Consider the following 17,961-nt stretch of genomic DNA (forward strand, 5'->3'; position numbering starts at 1 on the left):
CTTAGTCTGATGCACTAAGCTGTTTTTCATCGCTATGATTGAATCAAGGGAAACGCGGGAACTGACCGAAGTCCGGCTTGCGTTTTTCCTTAAAGGAATCGCGTCCTTCTTTTGCTTCATCTGTTGTGTAATAAAGAAGTGTCGCATCTCCTGCAAATTGTTGAATTCCAGCTAATCCATCCGTATCTGCATTAAATGCAGCCTTCAAGAATCGTAAAGCAGTCGGGCTCTTTTCTAGCATCTCCTCGCACCACTTCACTGTTTCCTCTTCAAGCTGCTCTAATGGTACAACAGTATTAACAAGTCCCATATCAAGCGCTTCTTGTGCATTGTATTGACGGCATAAGTACCAGATTTCTCTCGCTTTCTTATGACCAACAATACGTGCAAGGTAGCCTGAGCCATAACCAGCATCAAAGCTGCCTACTTTTGGACCAGTTTGTCCAAAAATCGCATTATCTGCTGCAATTGTCAGGTCACATACAATATGAAGAACGTGTCCGCCGCCGATTGCATAACCAGCAACCATCGCAACAACAGGTTTTGGAATCACACGAATTAAACGCTGTAAGTCGAGTACATTTAGACGCGGAATTTGATCGTCTCCTACATAACCGCCATGACCGCGTACTTTTTGATCTCCACCAGAACAGAATGCTTTGCCGCCAGCACCTGCAAGTACGATCACACCAACATTCGAATTATCACGAGCACGTGAAAATGCATCAATCAATTCACTCACAGTCTTTGGTGTAAACGCGTTATGTACATGTGGACGATTAATCGTGATCTTTGCAATCCCATTGCATGTTTCATATAAAATTTCGTCATATTGACGCTCAGTTTGCCATTCAATAGCCATCAATAGTTCCTCCTCTAATCTTGCGTAATAAACTCACTTACTATTTTACCAAAAAAATGTGGTTGTTCCACATGAACTGTATGCCCAGCCTGCTCAACCAATATGAATTGACTGCCTTCAAGCTCCTGCTGCATACGTGTGGCGATCTTGCAGAACTTTTCATCAAGCGCTCCGCACATCAACAAAACAGGTAAATTCATATGCTTTAAAGCCTTCCAAACAGAGGGCTGCGAACCTGTTCCTATGCCTTCTAAGCTGCGAGCCAGTCCAAGTGGATTGGCTTTTAGCCTTTCCTCTCGTAGTTGAGCCTGCGTGTCAGCTGATAAAGTTTTCTGCGAAGCAAACAGTGGAATACTCTCCCAAAAATCCACAAACTTCACTAAACCTTCATGTCTCATTTTCTGAGCCAGCTGATGATCATGTTTGAGTCTTGCCATCCGCTCTTTAAACGTGCGAAGCCCTGGAGAGGTACTCTCTAGAATCAACTTGTTGACTCGCTCTGAATAACGAGAGGCAAATGATAAAGCAATACGTCCTCCCATAGAATATCCGAGAATATTCACTTTGTGAAGCTTTAATTGGTTTAAAATCTCTGCAAGATCTGCTAGCTGATGCGACATCGCATATCTTCTTATACTTTCTGGTGAGTCCGTGCGGCCATGTCCAAGCAGGCTGACTTGAATCAATCTTGTATTTCCCATATAAGCATTCAAGAATGTCCAAGAAGCCGCGCTTCCAGTGAAGCCGTGTAAGCATAGCGTGGCATTCTCACCTGATGGATTCTGATCCACCACCTCGTACGCCACACCATCACGCATCCGTATTATGAAAGAAGACATTCTTTTTTCACTTCTTCCAATATGTCATCCATCATTTGACGATGCTTGCTTACACGAGAATGCCGATCTGTTTCAATTTCAATTAAATGAAGTCCAGGCTCTTCTATATGCGCCTTGTAGACATCATGTAATTCTTGTTTCGTTGACGGTTTCGAATAGGTTCCCCCATACAACTTCGAAGCATACTCAAAATTCAGTCCAGTCGGTGTACCAAAGAGTTTTTCATAATACGGTTCCTCAGACGCCTGTGGAAGGAAAGAAAAGATGCCTCCTCCATCATTGTTTAACAACATAACCGTCAGTGGAATGTCCATCAACTTCGCTGCAAGGAGACCATTCATATCATGGTAAAATGATAAATCTCCAATCACTAAGGTGACCGGCTGTTTCAAAGCTGCATACGTGCCAAGTGCTGTAGACACAACACCATCAATACCATTTGCTCCTCGATTCGCCATCATTCGAAAAGACTTCGATTGCGCTTCAAAAAATGTATCCACATCACGAATCGGCATACTATTCCCGATAAAAAGGACACTCTCCTTCGGCAAAAGATGCTGAAGCTGACGGTACACATTCCCCTCAAATGACAGATCCTCATCAGAATAATGGGAAGCATGCGTTCTGAATGATGAATTTGCATCCTGCCAGCGCTTTAGAAAACTTGTATCCTCACGTTGATCCGATCTATTGACTACTTCATCTACAAAAGCTGCCACATCACTTTCAATGACATATGAAGCACTCAGCCCAGGATCTCGAAAACCTCCGGCAGCATCAACAACAATCTGATTCACTTCCGCATGTTTTTCCAGCCACTTGAATAAAGGCTTAGACACAGGCATCGGTCCAAAACGAATGACCATATCCGGCAATAGGTGCTGCTGCAATGCTTCATCTTTCAATAAAGAATCATACGCATCAATAATAAGATCTGCATGCTCATGACCATTTCGTAAATGAGAAAGCGGGTCCGCTAAAATCGGCATATGCAAGGCTTTTGAAAGACGTAATACTGCCTCTATCTCTTCCTCCGTATGAAGCTCGCCACACACAATCAGTCCCTTTTTGGAACGGTTCATAACCGTCACAATTTCAGATATCGCATCATCATTTGGGAAAGCCTGTCCTGTAGCTAATACCTTTTTCAGGTCTGTTTCTTCTCGCTCGAAAGGATCAATAGACAAATCAGGAAGCAACGGTTCTCTCAGAGGGACATTGATTTGTACAGGTCCCTTCGGCTCTTGCATCGACATATGATTTGCTCTTGCCGCAGCCGTCTGAACATAGCGTAACATCGTCTGACTTTCTTCTGGCAATGCTAAGTCTGTGAACCATTTAACAAACTTACCGAATAAGAATTGCTGATCAATCGCTTGAGGTGCTCCAACTTCCCTCAATTCGTGCGGCCGATCAGCAGTTAAAACAATAAGTGGGACACGGGAATAATGTGCCTCTACAATGGCTGGGTAAAAGTTAGCTGCTGCTGTACCTGACGTACAAATAAGCAGCACTGGTGTTTGACTTGCTTTTGCAAGACCAAGCGCATAAAAAGCAGCAGACCGTTCATCCACTAATACATGGACATTGATGTCTTGGTGGGCTAGAGCCAGCATTGCAAGCGGGGTCGAACGAGAACCTGGACAGACAACTGCCTCTTGTACGCCACCTTGGACAAATTCATCCATCAATCTGCCAATATATGTTGTCATGATTTGATTATTCAATAGGACGACCTCCAAGGGCAGATAGCATTGGTCTTAATTTCACTTGCGTTTCCTCGTACTCCTGCTTTGCAAGGGAATCCTCTACAATGCCGCAGCCAGCGAACAAACGAACATGGTCTTCCTCAATAAGACCTGACCGAATGGCAACAGCAAATTCTCCATTATCCTGAGAGTCAATCCACCCTACCGGCGCTGCGTACCAGCCACGTTTCAACGGTTCGATTTCACGAATGACCTCAACCGCCTTTTCCTTCGGATATCCGCCTAATGCTGGCGTCGGATGGAGCTGTTCAATTAATGAAAAGAGAGAACAGCTGCTTTTAATTTCTCCTACAATCGGTGTAAACAAATGCTGAATGTTTTTTGTTTTATAAAGACTAGGTTGATTTGGTTTATGCACGCGAAGGCAATTAGCCTCAAATGCTTGCTCAATCATATTGACAACAATTTGATGTTCAATCAAATTCTTCTCATCATGCAACAGCTCCTCGCCTAATGCTCGATCTTCCGCTTCATCTTTTCCACGAACAATCGAACCTGCTAAACAAGATGAAAAGACCTCTCCGCCGCTTTTTTTCACTAAGCGTTCCGGCGTAGCTCCGACAAATGCTTGTTTCCCCTGTTCAACCGCAAATACATAACTCGTTGTTTGATGCTTTAATAATTCTGATAACAGTGGAGCGAGTTCAATTTGATTTTTATAGTGAAGCAAGACTTCTCTTGCTAAAACAACCTTTTCATATTCGTTTGCACGAATGTGGTCTGTCGCTTCTTGGATCGCCTTCATCCATTCCTTCACATCTCGTTCTTCCATATGAACAAGTTCAGCTTGTCCACCATGTCTAAGCGGTAATGTTTCGTAATGAGAGGCTTTTTGTTCTAATTCTTGAATGAGCTGATGAACATTCCCGTCCACCTGCTTCCATTCATTGATCGTCAGAAACGTGCCTTCTTTCGAGACAGTAAGCATCATCGATGGCACAAAAAAATGAGCCTCGCCAAAAGCTTCCCAGTGACGCGCCTTCTCTTCATACGGATCAAATGAGAATCCTCCAAATAAAAGCGGACCAACAGCCGCTTGCCTTAACTCCTTCTCATCATGAAAATGGAACATGTGCTGCTTCAGCTGTTCCCATTCTTGATGGACTGTATCAAATCGTTCCTTGCCTTGCTCAGATGATTTAATAACGGCCGCTCTGCCAAGTCCAGAAAATATCATTTGGCTTTCTGGATCAGACCAAAAAAACCGCTCGCCTAAAAAATCCGCTTCGCCGCTTTGGAAAAAGGCAAGAGGATCCAGATCGTCAACTCTTCTGGAGTAGCTTATCAAAACAGCATGGTTGACGTTATTCGCTTCTTCTAATGTCGCAAGCGCTTCCTGCCGGAAAGTACTTTGCACTGTTGTCACCATGATACATTCCTCCAAAATCCATGAAATAACATAAAAAAATAAAACCATAATGAACAAATACGTGAACATTCGAGTATGTCGAATGACCTGCTTTTCTATTATAAACCTTAACAGATGAACTTAGTAAAGAAAACAGCTTTTTAAACCTCGAATCCTTATTATATCACGCTTTCTAGATTTTTTCGCTCCTGCTTCTTGAAACGAGAGCATCTATAAGAAAAATGGAAAGTCTTGTTCTAAGATCAAGCTTTCTCTCGATATGGCAACGATTAGCAAACATCTTTTTCAGGTTTCATCGCATCAATATATTGACACCTTTTTGAACTTTGCTAAACTGGAATTTGGACGTGTACGTATTTTTTTATTTAAAGGAGTATATTTTATGCAGCATCAATCGATATCAGATCAGCTTTCACCGATTAAGCCTGATAAGAACTGGCGGATTTGGTGGAATTTACTACGACCGCATACATTAACAGCAGCATTTATTCCCGTTACTTTAGGAACTGTTCTCGCACTTCCAAGTGGTCAAATACATGTTGGGCTATTTTTAGCTATGCTGTTTGCATCTATGTTTATCCAAATCGCAACGAACATGTTTAATGAGTACTTTGATTATGTTCGCGGATTGGACAACGAGAAATCTGTCGGCATCGGCGGCGCCATTGTCAGAAATGGTGTGAAACCTAAAACCGTTCTCAGCCTTGCTTATGCACTATTTGCGCTTTCTTTACTACTAGGGGTGTACATTTGCATGATGTCTAGCTGGTGGATTGCACTGATAGGACTCATATGTATGGCAGCAGGCTATTTCTATACAGGCGGTCCTGTTCCTATTGCATATACACCGTTTGGAGAAGTTGTATCAGGTGCTTTTATGGGACTAGGAATCATCCTGATCAGTTTCTATATTCAAACAGGCACACTGACGTCTAAAGCTGTTCTCGTCTCATTACCAATTTCTATTTTAGTTGGTGCCATCTTACTATCGAACAATATCCGCGATTTAGACGGCGATAAAGAAAATGGACGAAAAACACTTGCTATTCTTGCTGGGCGAAAGGCTGCTGTGAACATTTTACTTTCCATGTTTTTGATCTCTTATGTACTTATTTTTGTTTATATCTTCACAGATATTGTTGGCCTTTGGAGTCTTCTTGTTTTACTCAGTGTCCCAAAAGCATATACAGCTATCAAAGAATTTAAGCAAAAAGAAAAACCAATTGAATTAATGAATGCCATGAAATCTACAGCTCAAACCAATACATTTTTCGGTTTCCTGCTGACAATCGCTTTGATCTTACAATACTATATCGCGTAACAAAGAACGCCTGCAGCCGCAGGCGTTTTTTCATGAGGAATTGCTTCAATTTGGAACTAGTCTTACAGACAAAATTGCTCATACTAATATTATGTTTGATATGAAAGGATGATCGCTTTGTTGTCTAAAGACGAATTACATCATTTGAAGCAGCGACTTCTCGATGAAAAGCACGAACTCGAAGCCAAAAGCCATGACGATGAACAAAAAGTATCATTTCCTTATGATTCGGTCGGAGACCTGTCAGCCTATGATAATCACCCAGGTGATCAAGGGACAGAGCTGTTCGAACGCGGGAAAGATATTGCGTTAAACAGTTTGGAACATGAACATCTGTTAGACGTTAATGAAGCACTTCAAGCCATCACAGACGGCTCTTATGGCCTATGCAAGGTCTGTAAATCACCTATCCCAAAGGAACGCTTAGAGGCCTTACCTAGTGCCGTCACATGCACAGAGCATTCAAAAGAACAAACCGTTTCACAAAACCGTCCGATTGAAGAGGATTTATTAAGTCCGCCATCAGGGCAATTCGAAAATGAAGAAAGTGCAGCCTATGATGGAGAGGATGCATATCAAGACGTAGAACGCTACGGAAACTCTGATACGCCGTCTGATATGGAATTTCCTCCATTGACATACGATGATGTGTATACACAATCAGAAGATGAAGATTATGTCGAAGACTATGAAGGATTCGCAGCTGCTGATATTGAAGGCAAGGCAAGTAAAGTATATCCAAATAAAGCACACGAAGCCTATGAAGAGGCATTGGACGAAGAAGGCGTCATGACCGTATTTGGTGACTTGAAGCCGTACGAAGAAGAATCTTATACAGAAGAAAATCATTAGTCCCCTCATAATGGGGGCTTAATGTTTATATCATGTAATGATTGGGAAATCATTTTAAGAGTGAATTTGATTGGAGGAGATTCTTAATGGCGAGAAAAAGTATCATTTGGGCAGTGGTTGTCTTCTTTATTACATACGCATTATTCTCTATTGCCGGATTCTTGTTTCCGATTGACAGAGAGTGGTATGATGCATTAAATAAACCGGAATGGACACCGAGTGGTGGAGTAATTGGCGCTGTGTGGGCTGTCTTATTTGCTCTCATCTCGTTGTCCGCAGCGATCATTTATGGAAAATATGGATTTCAAAAAATCACTTTACCCTTTTGGATTCTTTTTCTTTTAAATTACGTATTTAATCAAGCCTTTAGTTTTTTTCAATTTACACAAAAAGATCTATTTGCCGCTACGATCGACTGCCTGCTTGTAGCGCTGACAGCACTTGCTCTTGTTATCGTCTCGCGTAAACTAAGCAAAGTCGTTCCAATTTTACTAATTCCTTATGTCTTATGGGGCTTCTTTGCAACATACTTGTCTTATACGATCTATTCCATGAACATGTAAAAAAAGACCGCTATAATGGCGGTCTTTCTTTTTTGAAGAAAATAAAAAAGAGATCTTTGACAAGACCTCTTTCTAAACATGACCCGTACGGGATTCGAACCCGTGTTACCGCCGTGAAAGGGCGGTGTCTTAACCGCTTGACCAACGGGCCAGATAAATGGCGGAGAAGGAGGGATTTGAACCCTCGCGCCGCTCGCGCGACCTACACCCTTAGCAGGGGCGCCTCTTCAGCCACTTGAGTACTTCTCCATTTGGCTCCGCAGGTAGGACTCGAACCTACGACCGATCGGTTAACAGCCGATAGCTCTACCACTGAGCTACTGCGGAATATCATGGTGGGCCTGAGTGGACTCGAACCACCGACCTCACGCTTATCAGGCGTGCGCTCTAACCAGCTGAGCTACAGGCCCATGAATGGATATACAAATGGAGCGGGTGATGGGAATCGAACCCACGACATCAGCTTGGAAGGCTGAGGTTTTACCACTAAACTACACCCGCAAAAATATGTATGGGGCGATTGATGGGAATCGAACCCACGAGTGCCAGAGCCACAATCTGGTGCGTTAACCACTTCGCCACAACCGCCATACTATCAATATTTTTTTATAAAAGTGGCTCGGGACGGAATCGAACCGCCGACACACGGATTTTCAGTCCGTTGCTCTACCAACTGAGCTACCGAGCCAAGTATTCATTTTAAAAATGGCGGTCCGGACGGGACTCGAACCCGCGACCTCCTGCGTGACAGGCAGGCATTCTAACCAACTGAACTACCGGACCATTTTGGTTGTACTCAATGAGCACTCCCCATTGGTACATAAAATAATTTGGTTGCGGGGGCAGGATTTGAACCTGCGACCTTCGGGTTATGAGCCCGACGAGCTACCGAACTGCTCCACCCCGCGATGATATAAGTTTTTAAAAAATATGGCGGAGGAAGAGGGATTCGAACCCCCGCGGGCTTTGACACCCCTGTCGGTTTTCAAGACCGATCCCTTCAGCCGGACTTGGGTATTCCTCCGTATAGATGGTGGACCTTGTAGGACTCGAACCTACGACCGGACGGTTATGAGCCGTCTGCTCTAACCAACTGAGCTAAAGGTCCTTTATAGCGGCGGAGGGGATCGAACCCCCGACCTCACGGGTATGAACCGTACGCTCTAGCCAGCTGAGCTACACCGCCATGATCAAAATAATCTTTTAAAAGTGGAGCCTAGCGGGATCGAACCGCTGACCTCCTGCGTGCAAGGCAGGCGCTCTCCCAGCTGAGCTAAGGCCCCATAAAAGATGGTCGGGAAGACAGGATTCGAACCTGCGACCCCTTGGTCCCAAACCAAGTGCTCTACCAAGCTGAGCTACTTCCCGATCTTAATGGCGCGCCCGAGAGGAGTCGAACCCCTAACCTTTTGATCCGTAGTCAAACGCTCTATCCAATTGAGCTACGGGCGCTTATTTTATAATGCCGAGGGCCGGACTTGAACCGGCACGGTAGTCACCTACCGCAGGATTTTAAGTCCTGTGTGTCTGCCAATTCCACCACCCCGGCGTGGATGGTATAAGCGGAAGACGGGATTCGAACCCGCGACCCCCACCTTGGCAAGGTGGTGTTCTACCACTGAACTACTTCCGCATTACAGGATTTCTTTATTTTATTTGGCAATGCGGGTGAAGGGACTTGAACCCCCACGTCATAAAGACACTAGATCCTAAGTCTAGCGCGTCTGCCAATTCCGCCACACCCGCATGAAACATGGTGAGCCATGAAGGACTCGAACCTTCGACCCTCTGATTAAAAGTCAGATGCTCTACCAACTGAGCTAATGGCTCGCTTTAAAAGCGACTTGTCTATCTTACCATATGAAACTGGTGCCGGCAAGAGGACTTGAACCCCCAACCTACTGATTACAAGTCAGTTGCTCTACCAGTTGAGCTACACCGGCTTTATCTATCCTAACATTATGTAAGAATAAATATGGTGGAGGATGACGGGCTCGAACCGCCGACCCTCTGCTTGTAAGGCAGATGCTCTCCCAGCTGAGCTAATCCTCCACTATGTAGGAATCTCTCGATCCGACAAAGATTATTATAAAGGATTTTAAATTCATTGTAAATATATTTTTAAAAAAAACAAGAAAAACTTAGTCCATAACATAAAAAGTATCCGACTAAGTTTTTCTTGTTATAAACTAGATATTTCACTATATAATGTAATATCTTCTCAATTTTAATTTTAATTTTTTCAAACTTAGTTTAGGTGACATTCTAATTTCATCTTTTCGATGCTTATCGTCTGTTTTCTTTAAATCCGTTTGTTTGAAATTCCTTGGACTTGAATTCGGATATAGCCCAATGTCTACCATATAAGCATTATATCGTTTTCCAACATTTTTATCACTAACATTTAAATTTACGAGGTGGATCAACCTCAAATCCATTAGTTGTTTTATTAAATTATATTCTTCAGGATTAGTTTCTATTTCATCTTTTTCTACTAAGAAAGTATTTCGTTTCTTGTTTTCAATGATTTCATATTTAATATAATAGAGGGTATCTTCCAAACTCATAAATTCTTCTTCATTTTCAGATTTAATAGAATCGATTTTATTGCTAATCTGTTCAATTGCCATTTTAGTTACATCGGGCTTTTTTATTCTAGCAATATCATTAGAAATAATTTTATTCAATAATCCGGTTAACAAGCTTAAAAAATCCCTTGGTATCCCTCCGGAGGCATAACACAGTTGATCAAATCCTTCACCAGCAAACAAATTATTAATGAATTGAGCATCATGTTTTGAATTAATATGATTTAAAATATCTTTCATAAATAGTGCGGTTGATTTAAAATCTCCTAGAGTATAATCTAATTCAATAGCCATTACATCATGATTAATTTCCATACCTACATAAGTATCTTTATCTTCTTCATATAATTTAGTTCTAAATTTGATTGATGCAACTTTTAAAAATAATGCAGTGTCCTTTGTAAGTCTATGTAAATAATCTATAAATTTACTTTGTATTGCCCGTGGAATAAAATAAAAATCATCTAACACTAAAAATATATGATCTATTTCGTAGAAGTTTGAATAGCTATTTAATATTTCTTTATAATTTGAGATTTTATCTTTCAAATTTAAGAGCTTATCTTTCTCGTATGTTCTAGTTGATTCTTTTTTTTCACGATTTATACTTTCCCTTTCCCCCGCTAAATTAAGTTGACTAATACCTTTTAATTCTCCTTTAGCTTTTGTATTTGTTTGATGGTTGTTTTGGCTCATCTCGGTTAGTGTATACTTCTCTGGTTGCTCCAGTAACTCTTTTAATTCCTCGATTGTTTGTTCCACTTTTTTCTTTAATTCTTTTCTACGCTTTTTAAATAATTTATTTTTCTTTAATTTATACCATTTAGACTTTTTAGGTGGGAATTCAAATTTCTCAAATACATTTATTAAAATGTGAGTTAAAATATTAGGAAAGGCAATATCTTTAAAGTCTTCCATATTTAACTTAATTATGACACCATTATTCATTGAGCCATCTTTTAACTCATTTAATAAACTTGATTTACCAGCACCTCTTCTCCCAAAAATAACATGATTTTGCTTTGTTAAAAGTCTATTTTTTTGATTTCTAAGATCAACATAGCTCAAATCTGTTTTTGTGGAATTTCTTATATTTTCTTCTATAAAATTGACAACATTCTGTAATTTTAAAATTTCATCTTGATTCATCATACTAATCTCCATTTTTTATTAATTATAACTCTAAAAGGGATTTAAAGCAAAATTTATGAGGTGTATTCACATTCTAAACTCTTTAAGATTAATCACACTCCAATAAGCTTTGTAGATTTTGTCCATAAGCTCAGGCTGTCAAGAAAATTTCGACAGCCTGAGCTTAACATTAAATTTCCCATTATCACCTTTTTCTCATCTTTCACACTAGAAATTTTTCTCAGCCTGAAGCTGAATTTGTATTATTAGATCAACTGGTCGAAGAGAATCACCTACTTCGTAAATAGATCAGTACATTGAGTTTTCATTTATCGTTGATAAAGTAACACTTGTATTATAGTGAGAATAAAGGGTCGCCCTTCTCTTGTTCGTTCCATTTATTTTGTTCAAAATGATGTTTAACGGATACTTGTACTGTATCCTTAGAAAATTTTCTCAAGAAGCACAAAAAAGACCAGTTCCGTATGGAACTGATCCTTATACAAGCTTGGCGGCGTCCTACTCTCACAGGGGGAGACCCCCAACTACCATCGGCGCTGAAGAGCTTAACTTCCGTGTTCGGTATGGGAACGGGTGTGACCTCTTCGCTATCGCCACCAAACCTGATGGAGAGAATGTTCTCTCAAAACTAGATAACAATGTTCAAACTTCACATTAGAATATAGGTTAAGTCCTCGATCTATTAGTATCTGTCAGCTCCACGTGTCACCACGCTTCCACCTCAGACCTATCAACCTGATCATCTTTCAGGGATCTTACTTCCTTGCGGAATGGGAAATCTCATCTTGAGGGGGGCTTCATGCTTAGATGCTTTCAGCACTTATCCCGTCCGCACATAGCTACCCAGCGATGCCCTTGGCAGAACAACTGGTACACCAGCGGTGCGTCCATCCCGGTCCTCTCGTACTAAGGACAGCTCCTCTCAAATTTCCTGCGCCCGCGACGGATAGGGACCGAACTGTCTCACGACGTTCTGAACCCAGCTCGCGTACCGCTTTAATGGGCGAACAGCCCAACCCTTGGGACCGACTACAGCCCCAGGATGCGATGAGCCGACATCGAGGTGCCAAACCTCCCCGTCGATGTGGACTCTTGGGGGAGATAAGCCTGTTATCCCCGGGGTAGCTTTTATCCGTTGAGCGATGGCCCTTCCATGCGGAACCACCGGATCACTAAGCCCGACTTTCGTCCCTGCTCGACTTGTAGGTCTCGCAGTCAAGCTCCCTTGTGCCTTTACACTCTGCGAATGATTTCCAACCATTCTGAGGGAACCTTTGGGCGCCTCCGTTACATTTTAGGAGGCGACCGCCCCAGTCAAACTGCCCACCTGACACTGTCTCCCTGCCCGATAAGGGCAGCGGGTTAGAAGGTCAATACAGCCAGGGTAGTATCCCACCGATGCCTCCACCGAAGCTAGCGCTCCGGTTTCCAAGGCTCCTACCTATCCTGTACAAGCTGTACCAACATTCAATATCAGGCTGCAGTAAAGCTCCACGGGGTCTTTCCGTCCTGTCGCGGGTAACCTGCATCTTCACAGGTACTATAATTTCACCGAGTCTCTCGTTGAGACAGTGCCCAGATCGTTGCGCCTTTCGTGCGGGTCGGAACTTACCCGACAAGGAATTTCGCTACCTTAGGACCGTTATAGTTACGGCCGCCGTTTACTGGGGCTTCAATTCGCACCTTCGCTTACGCTAAGCGCTCCTCTTAACCTTCCAGCACCGGGCAGGCGTCAGCCCCTATACTTCGCCTTACGGCTTCGCAGAGACCTGTGTTTTTGCTAAACAGTCGCCTGGGCCTATTCACTGCGGCTTCTCGGGGCTTTAACACCCTAAGAAGCACCCCTTCTCCCGAAGTTACGGGGTCATTTTGCCGAGTTCCTTAACGAGAGTTCTCTCGATCACCTTAGGATTCTCTCCTCGCCTACCTGTGTCGGTTTGCGGTACGGGCACCTCTCACCTCGCTAGAGGCTTTTCTTGGCAGTGTGGAATCAGGAACTTCGCTACTAAATTTCGCTCGCCATCACAGCTCAGCCTTTACGGGAAACGGATTTGCCTATTTCCCAGCCTAACTGCTTGGACGCGGATATCCAATACCGCGCTTACCCTATCCTCCTGCGTCCCCCCATTGCTCAAATGGTGAGGAGGTGGTACAGGAATATCAACCTGTTGTCCATCGCCTACGCCTTTCGGCCTCGGCTTAGGTCCCGACTAACCCTGAGCGGACGAGCCTTCCTCAGGAAACCTTAGGCATTCGGTGGACGGGATTCTCACCCGTCTTTCGCTACTCATACCGGCATTCTCACTTCTAAGCGCTCCACCAGTCCTTCCGGTCTGACTTCACAGCACTTAGAACGCTCTCCTACCACTGTTCGTAAGAACAGTCCGCAGCTTCGGTGATACGTTTAGCCCCGGTACATTTTCGGCGCAGAGTCACTCGACCAGTGAGCTATTACGCACTCTTTAAATGGTGGCTGCTTCTAAGCCAACATCCTGGTTGTCTAAGCAACTCCACATCCTTTTCCACTTAACGTATACTTTGGGACCTTAGCTGGCGGTCTGGGCTGTTTCCCTTTCGACTACGGATCTTATCACTCGCAGTCTGACTCCCAAGGATAAGTCATCGGCATTCGGAGTTTGACTGAATTCGGTAACCCGGTAGGGGCCCCTAGTCCAATCAGTGCTCTACCTCCGAGACTCTTACCTTGAGGCTAGCCCTAAAGCTATTTCGGAGAGAACCAGCTATCTCCAGGTTCGATTGGCATTTCACCCCTACCCACACCTCATCCCCGCACTTTTCAACGTGCGTGGGTTCGGGCCTCCATTCAGTGTTACCTGAACTTCACCCTGGACATGGGTAGATCACCTGGTTTCGGGTCTACGACCACGTACTCATGCGCCCTATTCAGACTCGCTTTCGCTGCGGCTCCGCATCTTCTGCTTAACCTTGCACGGGATCGTAACTCGCCGGTTCATTCTACAAAAGGCACGCCATCACCCTTTAACGGGCTCTGACTACTTGTAGGCACACGGTTTCAGGATCTATTTCACTCCCCTTCCGGGGTGCTTTTCACCTTTCCCTCACGGTACTGGTTCACTATCGGTCACTAGGGAGTATTTAGCCTTGGGAGATGGTCCTCCCGGATTCCGACGGAATTTCACGTGTTCCGCCGTACTCAGGATCCACTCTGGAGAGAACAACATTTCAGTTACAGGGCTGTTACCTTCTTTGGCGGGCCTTTCCAGACCTCTTCGCTTATATCGTTCCTTTGTAACTCCGTATAGAGTGTCCTACAACCCCAAGAGGCAAGCCTCTTGGTTTGGGCTGTTCCCGTTTCGCTCGCCGCTACTCAGGGAATCGCATTTGCTTTCTCTTCCTCCGGGTACTTAGATGTTTCAGTTCCCCGGGTATGCCTTCTCATACTCTATGTATTCAAGTATGGATACTACTCCATTACGAGCAGTGGGTTTCCCCATTCGGAAATCTCCGGATCAAAGCTTGCTTACAGCTCCCCGAAGCATATCGGTGTTCGTCCCGTCCTTCATCGGCTCCTAGTGCCAAGGCATCCACCGTGCGCCCTTTCTAACTTAACCATTTCTTACTTTAGAAAGAATCACTATGTGTGATGAACTTTGCATTGCATTCAATGTGAATGTATTACTTATTGTTATCTAGTTTTCAAAGAACAATCCTGTCTCGCTAGAGACATGTTTTGAAGGAATGATCCTTCAAAACTAAACAAGACGAAAACGCACACTGCTCCATATATCCTTAGAAAGGAGGTGATCCAGCCGCACCTTCCGATACGGCTACCTTGTTACGACTTCACCCCAATCATCTGCCCCACCTTCGGCGGCTGGCTCCATAAAGGTTACCTCACCGACTTCGGGTGTTGCAAACTCTCGTGGTGTGACGGGCGGTGTGTACAAGGCCCGGGAACGTATTCACCGCGGCATGCTGATCCGCGATTACTAGCGATTCCAGCTTCACGCAGTCGAGTTGCAGACTGCGATCCGAACTGAGAACAGATTTATGGGATTGGCTAAACCTTGCGGTCTCGCAGCCCTTTGTTCTGTCCATTGTAGCACGTGTGTAGCCCAGGTCATAAGGGGCATGATGATTTGACGTCATCCCCACCTTCCTCCGGTTTGTCACCGGCAGTCACCTTAGAGTGCCCAACTAAATGCTGGCAACTAAGATCAAGGGTTGCGCTCGTTGCGGGACTTAACCCAACATCTCACGACACGAGCTGACGACAACCATGCACCACCTGTCACTCTGTCCCCGAAGGGAAAGCCCTATCTCTAGGGTTGTCAGAGGATGTCAAGACCTGGTAAGGTTCTTCGCGTTGCTTCGAATTAAACCACATGCTCCACCGCTTGTGCGGGCCCCCGTCAATTCCTTTGAGTTTCAGTCTTGCGACCGTACTCCCCAGGCGGAGTGCTTAATGCGTTAGCTGCAGCACTAAGGGGCGGAAACCCCCTAACACTTAGCACTCATCGTTTACGGCGTGGACTACCAGGGTATCTAATCCTGTTCGCTCCCCACGCTTTCGCTCCTCAGCGTCAGTTACAGACCAGAGAGTCGCCTTCGCCACTGGTGTTCCTCCACATCTCTACGCATTTCACCGCTACACGTGGAATTCCACTCTCCTCTTCTGCACTCAAGTTTCCCAGTTTCCAATGACCCTCCCCGGTTGAGCCGGGGGCTTTCACATCAGACTTAAGAAACCGCCTGCGAGCCCTTTACGCCCAATAATTCCGGACAACGCTTGCCACCTACGTATTACCGCGGCTGCTGGCACGTAGTTAGCCGTGGCTTTCTGGTTAGGTACCGTCAAGGTGCGAGCAGTTACTCTCGCACTTGTTCTTCCCTAACAACAGAGCTTTACGATCCGAAAACCTTCATCACTCACGCGGCGTTGCTCCGTCAGACTTTCGTCCATTGCGGAAGATTCCCTACTGCTGCCTCCCGTAGGAGTCTGGGCCGTGTCTCAGTCCCAGTGTGGCCGATCACCCTCTCAGGTCGGCTACGCATCGTCGCCTTGGTGAGCCATTACCCCACCAACTAGCTAATGCGCCGCGGGTCCATCTGTAAGTGACAGCCGAAACCGTCTTTCATCCTTGAACCATGCGGTTCAAGGAACTATCCGGTATTAGCTCCGGTTTCCCGGAGTTATCCCAGTCTTACAGGCAGGTTACCCACGTGTTACTCACCCGTCCGCCGCTAACATCCGGGAGCAAGCTCCCTTCTGTTCGCTCGACTTGCATGTATTAGGCACGCCGCCAGCGTTCGTCCTGAGCCAGGATCAAACTCTCCGAGGTATGCAGGATGCATATCACACATGCGTTGCTACACGATGTAGCGAACTTAGCATGTGATCATTTCCTGCCTCGTCAGCGTTTGACTGACTACCTATGATGTTTCATAGGATTTTTTTATAAAAACTCGAATTAACAGGTACGTTTTGTCTTGTTTAGTTTTCAAAGATCATCTTCGCCGTCTCTCAGAGGCGACTTTATTAATATAACATTCTATCAAGATAAAGTCAACAACTTTTTTCTTTATGTTATTTAATAACCGCGCTTTTTTAGCGGCGAATACAAATATAACACCTTTTGAGAGAGGAAACAAGTATTTTTTCTAAATAATTTATTTTTTCTTATCTCTTCCTATATAATCATACAAAAATTAATTGTCACAGGAATTCTCTATTGTTGATCCTGAAGGTCTTTAGTATATTTATAATAGAAGAAAACTAAATAACCGCAGGGGGAGCTTTGTGCTGAGAGTGAACACTCGTTGTTCTGACCCTTTGAACCTGTCAGTTAATACTGAAGTAGGAATGTGGATTCAATTGAATACATGTGGTGTATTCAACTCGATATGTTTTTCTATGAATAACATACTCATCCTTACACGGTCTCTCCTTGCTCAATTCATGAAAAGGGAGATTTTTTTATGCAGCAATCAAATCAATTGGTACGACTGATGGAAATCGCAATTATGACTTCACTTGCACTAGTATTAGATTACTTATCAGGTCTCTTTTTAAGAATGCCGAACGGCGGATCTCTTGCGCTGATTATGATACCCGTCATTCTTATGTCTATTAGATGGGGAATATCAACCGGGTTTATCATTGGTGTGCTTATTGCAGGCCTTCAACTGATGAATGGCCCTATTATCGCTACACCAGTTCAAGGATTTCTCGATTATTTCGTCGCATCTGTTGTCATTTGTCTAAGTGGTCTCTTTTCTGGATTGATTAAAAAAGCCATTCAGGATCAACAGCGAAAGCAGCAATTCTTTTATATTATCTTATCTGTATTTGTTGCAAGTTTCTTCAGACTGTTGACGTTCTTTATCTCTGGTGTTGTTTTCTTTTCTCATTATGCACCAAAAGGAACTCCAGGTTGGGTTTACTCTTTAATTTATAACAGCACATATATGGTTCCTTCATTTATTATTTGCAGTATCGTTCTTTGCATACTCATACCAAGTGCATCTCGTTTGGTTTTTCCTCACAAAAAATAACTGGCTGATTTCAGCTGGTTATTTTTTTATGCATAAATTGCCGCTCTATGGAATCTATTAATAGTAGAAGATTTCATGTTGGAGGTACGCCAATGAACCCTTACTCCAT

General features: G+C 43.9%; 9 protein-coding genes, 21 tRNA genes, 3 rRNA genes and 1 riboswitch. Of the genes, 4 read left to right on the forward strand and 29 right to left on the reverse strand.

Annotated elements, in window-relative coordinates; all coding sequences use genetic code 11:
- Window positions 1-43: 43 nt before the first annotated feature.
- The 4 genes from menB to MKZ05_RS13855 are packed head-to-tail and all read right to left on the reverse strand — an operon-like array spanning window position 44 to window position 4,839.
- Window positions 44-862: a 1,4-dihydroxy-2-naphthoyl-CoA synthase gene (gene menB, locus MKZ05_RS13840; RefSeq protein ID WP_003217719.1), complete on the reverse strand. Its 819-nt coding sequence runs from the start codon at window positions 860-862 to the stop codon at window positions 44-46.
- A 14-nt stretch (window positions 863-876) separates the two neighbouring features.
- On the reverse strand, window positions 877-1,701 hold the full coding sequence (menH, locus tag MKZ05_RS13845; RefSeq protein ID WP_137055398.1) for a 2-succinyl-6-hydroxy-2,4-cyclohexadiene-1-carboxylate synthase: 825 nt from the start codon (window positions 1,699-1,701) through the stop codon (window positions 877-879).
- Complete coding sequence (menD, locus tag MKZ05_RS13850) at window positions 1,686-3,428, reverse strand: 2-succinyl-5-enolpyruvyl-6-hydroxy-3-cyclohexene-1-carboxylic-acid synthase (protein WP_339160386.1); 1,743 nt, start codon at window positions 3,426-3,428, stop codon at window positions 1,686-1,688. Before menD ends, menH begins: the two co-directional genes overlap by 16 nt.
- Window positions 3,421-4,839, reverse strand: a complete 1,419-nt coding sequence (locus MKZ05_RS13855) for an isochorismate synthase MenF (RefSeq protein ID WP_310426635.1) — start codon at window positions 4,837-4,839, stop codon at window positions 3,421-3,423. The genes menD and MKZ05_RS13855 overlap by 8 nt, the downstream gene beginning before the upstream one ends.
- 382 nt (window positions 4,840-5,221) lie before the next feature.
- On the opposite strand from MKZ05_RS13855, the gene MKZ05_RS13860 reads away from it, so the two are divergent.
- The 3 genes from MKZ05_RS13860 (at window position 5,222) to MKZ05_RS13870 (ending at window position 7,575) form a co-directional block, all read left to right on the forward strand.
- Window positions 5,222-6,160 (forward strand): 1,4-dihydroxy-2-naphthoate polyprenyltransferase, encoded by a 939-nt coding sequence (locus MKZ05_RS13860; RefSeq protein ID WP_003217744.1) that lies wholly within the window; start codon window positions 5,222-5,224, stop codon window positions 6,158-6,160.
- A gap of 117 nt (window positions 6,161-6,277) precedes the next feature.
- On the forward strand, window positions 6,278-7,012 hold the full coding sequence (locus MKZ05_RS13865) for a TraR/DksA C4-type zinc finger protein (RefSeq protein WP_251190190.1): 735 nt from the start codon (window positions 6,278-6,280) through the stop codon (window positions 7,010-7,012).
- Window positions 7,013-7,098: 86 nt separating this feature from the next.
- On the forward strand, window positions 7,099-7,575 hold the full coding sequence (locus tag MKZ05_RS13870) for a tryptophan-rich sensory protein (RefSeq protein ID WP_034620862.1): 477 nt from the start codon (window positions 7,099-7,101) through the stop codon (window positions 7,573-7,575).
- Between the two features lie 79 nt (window positions 7,576-7,654).
- On the opposite strand, the gene MKZ05_RS13875 is transcribed toward MKZ05_RS13870, so the two are convergent.
- The 25 genes from MKZ05_RS13875 to MKZ05_RS13995 all read right to left on the reverse strand — a co-directional run bounded on the left by MKZ05_RS13875 (window position 7,655) and on the right by MKZ05_RS13995 (window position 16,639).
- Window positions 7,655-7,726 (reverse strand) — tRNA-Glu (locus MKZ05_RS13875).
- 7 nt (window positions 7,727-7,733) lie between these two features.
- Window positions 7,734-7,824 (reverse strand) — tRNA-Ser (locus tag MKZ05_RS13880).
- Window positions 7,825-7,827: 3 nt separating this feature from the next.
- Window positions 7,828-7,902 (reverse strand) — tRNA-Asn (locus MKZ05_RS13885).
- A 6-nt stretch (window positions 7,903-7,908) separates the two neighbouring features.
- Window positions 7,909-7,985 (reverse strand) — tRNA-Ile (locus MKZ05_RS13890).
- A gap of 17 nt (window positions 7,986-8,002) precedes the next feature.
- Window positions 8,003-8,076: transfer RNA gene (locus MKZ05_RS13895), tRNA-Gly, on the reverse strand.
- Between the two features lie 11 nt (window positions 8,077-8,087).
- Window positions 8,088-8,163 (reverse strand) — tRNA-His (locus MKZ05_RS13900).
- 27 nt (window positions 8,164-8,190) lie between these two features.
- Window positions 8,191-8,263, reverse strand: a tRNA-Phe gene (locus MKZ05_RS13905).
- A gap of 18 nt (window positions 8,264-8,281) precedes the next feature.
- Window positions 8,282-8,358 (reverse strand) — tRNA-Asp (locus tag MKZ05_RS13910).
- A 48-nt stretch (window positions 8,359-8,406) separates the two neighbouring features.
- Window positions 8,407-8,483: transfer RNA gene (locus tag MKZ05_RS13915), tRNA-Met, on the reverse strand.
- 23 nt (window positions 8,484-8,506) lie between these two features.
- Window positions 8,507-8,599, reverse strand: a tRNA-Ser gene (locus MKZ05_RS13920).
- Window positions 8,600-8,606: 7 nt separating this feature from the next.
- Window positions 8,607-8,683: transfer RNA gene (locus tag MKZ05_RS13925), tRNA-Ile, on the reverse strand.
- Window positions 8,684-8,687: 4 nt separating this feature from the next.
- A tRNA-Met gene (locus MKZ05_RS13930) sits at window positions 8,688-8,761 on the reverse strand.
- Window positions 8,762-8,785: 24 nt separating this feature from the next.
- Window positions 8,786-8,858 (reverse strand) — tRNA-Ala (locus tag MKZ05_RS13935).
- Window positions 8,859-8,866: 8 nt separating this feature from the next.
- A tRNA-Pro gene (locus MKZ05_RS13940) sits at window positions 8,867-8,943 on the reverse strand.
- 7 nt (window positions 8,944-8,950) lie between these two features.
- Window positions 8,951-9,027 (reverse strand) — tRNA-Arg (locus tag MKZ05_RS13945).
- Between the two features lie 11 nt (window positions 9,028-9,038).
- Window positions 9,039-9,124 (reverse strand) — tRNA-Leu (locus tag MKZ05_RS13950).
- Between the two features lie 12 nt (window positions 9,125-9,136).
- Window positions 9,137-9,208, reverse strand: a tRNA-Gly gene (locus MKZ05_RS13955).
- A 30-nt stretch (window positions 9,209-9,238) separates the two neighbouring features.
- Window positions 9,239-9,321: transfer RNA gene (locus MKZ05_RS13960), tRNA-Leu, on the reverse strand.
- A gap of 8 nt (window positions 9,322-9,329) precedes the next feature.
- Window positions 9,330-9,405, reverse strand: a tRNA-Lys gene (locus MKZ05_RS13965).
- A gap of 37 nt (window positions 9,406-9,442) precedes the next feature.
- Window positions 9,443-9,518, reverse strand: a tRNA-Thr gene (locus MKZ05_RS13970).
- 33 nt (window positions 9,519-9,551) lie between these two features.
- Window positions 9,552-9,627, reverse strand: a tRNA-Val gene (locus tag MKZ05_RS13975).
- 149 nt (window positions 9,628-9,776) lie between these two features.
- The gene (locus tag MKZ05_RS13980) at window positions 9,777-11,312 is read right to left on the reverse strand and encodes a hypothetical protein (protein WP_251191617.1); all 1,536 of its coding nucleotides are present in this window, start codon (window positions 11,310-11,312) and stop codon (window positions 9,777-9,779) included.
- Between the two features lie 488 nt (window positions 11,313-11,800).
- A 5S ribosomal RNA gene (gene rrf / locus MKZ05_RS13985) occupies window positions 11,801-11,916 on the reverse strand.
- A 61-nt stretch (window positions 11,917-11,977) separates the two neighbouring features.
- Window positions 11,978-14,908, reverse strand: a 23S ribosomal RNA gene (locus MKZ05_RS13990).
- 182 nt (window positions 14,909-15,090) lie between these two features.
- Window positions 15,091-16,639: ribosomal RNA gene (locus MKZ05_RS13995) — 16S ribosomal RNA — on the reverse strand.
- Together the 16S, 23S and 5S rRNA genes form the textbook arrangement of a ribosomal RNA operon.
- Before the next feature lie 437 nt (window positions 16,640-17,076).
- Window positions 17,077-17,178, forward strand: a riboswitch (TPP riboswitch).
- 98 nt (window positions 17,179-17,276) lie between these two features.
- Between MKZ05_RS13995 and thiT the strand changes: the two genes are divergently transcribed.
- Window positions 17,277-17,852, forward strand: coding sequence for an energy-coupled thiamine transporter ThiT (gene thiT, locus MKZ05_RS14000; RefSeq protein WP_226803854.1), 576 nt, complete (start codon window positions 17,277-17,279; stop codon window positions 17,850-17,852).
- The last annotated feature ends 109 nt before the right edge of the window (window positions 17,853-17,961 follow it).

Source organism: Bacillus sp. FSL M8-0277 (assembly GCF_037975305.1).
In the GTDB taxonomy this organism is placed as follows: domain Bacteria; phylum Bacillota; class Bacilli; order Bacillales; family Bacillaceae; genus Bacillus; species Bacillus pumilus.

Excerpts from the sequence above, each read along its gene's own strand:
- menB (WP_003217719.1), bottom strand. The coding sequence starts at position 862 with ATGGCTATTGAATGGCAAACTGAGCGTCAATATGACGAAATTTTATAT.
- menH (WP_137055398.1), bottom strand. The coding sequence starts at position 1,701 with ATGTCTTCTTTCATAATACGGATGCGTGATGGTGTGGCGTACGAGGTG.
- MKZ05_RS13855 (WP_310426635.1), bottom strand. The coding sequence starts at position 4,839 with ATGGTGACAACAGTGCAAAGTACTTTCCGGCAGGAAGCGCTTGCGACA.
- MKZ05_RS13860 (WP_003217744.1), top strand. The coding sequence starts at position 5,222 with ATGCAGCATCAATCGATATCAGATCAGCTTTCACCGATTAAGCCTGAT.
- MKZ05_RS13870 (WP_034620862.1), top strand. The coding sequence starts at position 7,099 with ATGGCGAGAAAAAGTATCATTTGGGCAGTGGTTGTCTTCTTTATTACA.
- MKZ05_RS13980 (WP_251191617.1), bottom strand. The coding sequence starts at position 11,312 with ATGAATCAAGATGAAATTTTAAAATTACAGAATGTTGTCAATTTTATA.
- thiT (WP_226803854.1), top strand. The coding sequence starts at position 17,277 with ATGCAGCAATCAAATCAATTGGTACGACTGATGGAAATCGCAATTATG.